The following is a 1,316-nucleotide window of genomic DNA, read 5'->3' as shown; positions in this document are numbered from 1 at the left end:
GCTGGGACAACGCCGTCGCTGAACGCTTCTTCTTGAACCTCAAGATGGAACGGGTCTGGCAGCGTCAATACGCTAACCACGCCGAGGCCAAAGCCGACATCACCGACTACATCGTCGACTTCTATAACTGCAAGCGCATCAATTCAGCATTGGGCAATCTGCCGCCCTCTGTCTACGAACAGAAAATGGCAGAACGTGAACCTATCGTTGTGTCCGAAATTACTTGACCACCGCACGTCGCTGCGGTTCGGTCGCGCTGCCCTGTGTCCTGTCCAACATCAAGAGCCCCACAGTCTGCCTCCCTGTGCCAACGGAGGCCAGCCCTAGGGGTAGGTGATCCCAACAGCCCAATGGACCCACCTCGGACCACCATACGCAAATAAACAGGCCTCTGGAATGCAAAAAGCCCAACCGGGTAAGGGCTGGGCTCTAGGTCTTACAAAAATTCTGGCTCCCCGACCTGGACTCGAACCAGGGACCTGCGGATTAACAGTCCGTCGCTCTACCAACTGAGCTATCAGGGAAAAGAGGCCGCATTCTATAGGGTAAATTTTGCGATGTCCAGATTTCCCCCAGAAAAATGTGTATTTTCCGGCGTCACCCTGCCTGGCAGCGCTCAGCCGGCATGCTCTTGCGGATAGTAGTCAAATACCAGCACCCGCCCCAGCCATGGCTTGAGTTGCTCGACAAAGGCCAGGTGGGCCGCATGGGTCAGGTACACGTCGCGCGCGCCGGCGCCATCGAAGGTCAGGGTAAAGCAATCGGTAAAGCCGTCATCGAGGCCTTCCGGGCTGACGTTCGGCCCCCATTCAAATTGCCGCACGCCGGGAATGCGATGTTTCAGCTGGGAAAACTCATAGACGAGCTCGGCGTGCTTGGCAGGCGTGATGCCATCGAGGAAGTCGCACAGGACGATATGGCGCAAGGCGGAGGTACAAGTCATGGGAAGCTGCTCCTGAAGTGATGCATTCAGGATAGCGCAAAACGCGATCACGCACAGGCAAGCCCTGCGGGCTGGGGCGGAAAACAAAAAAAGCCATGTTTTTTCAACATGGCCTTCCGAATTCTGGCTCCCCGACCTGGACTCGAACCAGGGACCTGCGGATTAACAGTCCGTCGCTCTACCAACTGAGCTATCAGGGAAAAGAGGCCGTATTATATAGGCCAAACTTGGCGCTGTCCAGATTTCCACAGGGAAAATGTTAGCCCAAAGTAGTAATGTCCCCTTCGTGCAAAGTAGTAATGTCCCCTTTTGGGATAAACGGGCACGAAATCATGGTGACGCAGATGAGCGACAAGGAAGTGCTGAGATCCCA

General features: G+C 55.4%; 2 protein-coding genes and 2 tRNA genes. 1 reads left to right on the top strand and 3 read right to left on the bottom strand.

Annotated features, from left to right (window positions below; translation table 11 throughout):
* On the top strand, positions 1-227 hold a 227-nt coding region (locus ACQ4WS_RS25425; protein WP_436479722.1), incomplete at its 5' end, for an IS3 family transposase.
* A gap of 221 nt (positions 228-448) precedes the next feature.
* Here ACQ4WS_RS25425 and ACQ4WS_RS25420 read toward each other — a convergent pair.
* From ACQ4WS_RS25420 to ACQ4WS_RS25410, 3 genes are all read right to left on the bottom strand, one after another.
* Positions 449-524, bottom strand: a tRNA-Asn gene (locus ACQ4WS_RS25420).
* Positions 525-616: 92 nt separating this feature from the next.
* A complete protein-coding gene (locus ACQ4WS_RS25415) occupies positions 617-943 on the bottom strand; it encodes a Dabb family protein (RefSeq protein ID WP_436479721.1) in 327 nt (108 codons plus the stop codon).
* Positions 944-1,067: 124 nt separating this feature from the next.
* Positions 1,068-1,143: transfer RNA gene (locus ACQ4WS_RS25410), tRNA-Asn, on the bottom strand.
* Positions 1,144-1,316: the final 173 nt, after the last annotated feature.

The sequence above is a fragment of the Janthinobacterium leeuwenhoeki genome, from assembly GCF_051380795.1.
GTDB lineage: Bacteria > Pseudomonadota > Gammaproteobacteria > Burkholderiales > Burkholderiaceae_D > Janthinobacterium.
The sequence above is the reverse complement of the archived record's forward strand: the minus strand, read 5'-3'. Positions and strand labels throughout refer to the sequence as shown.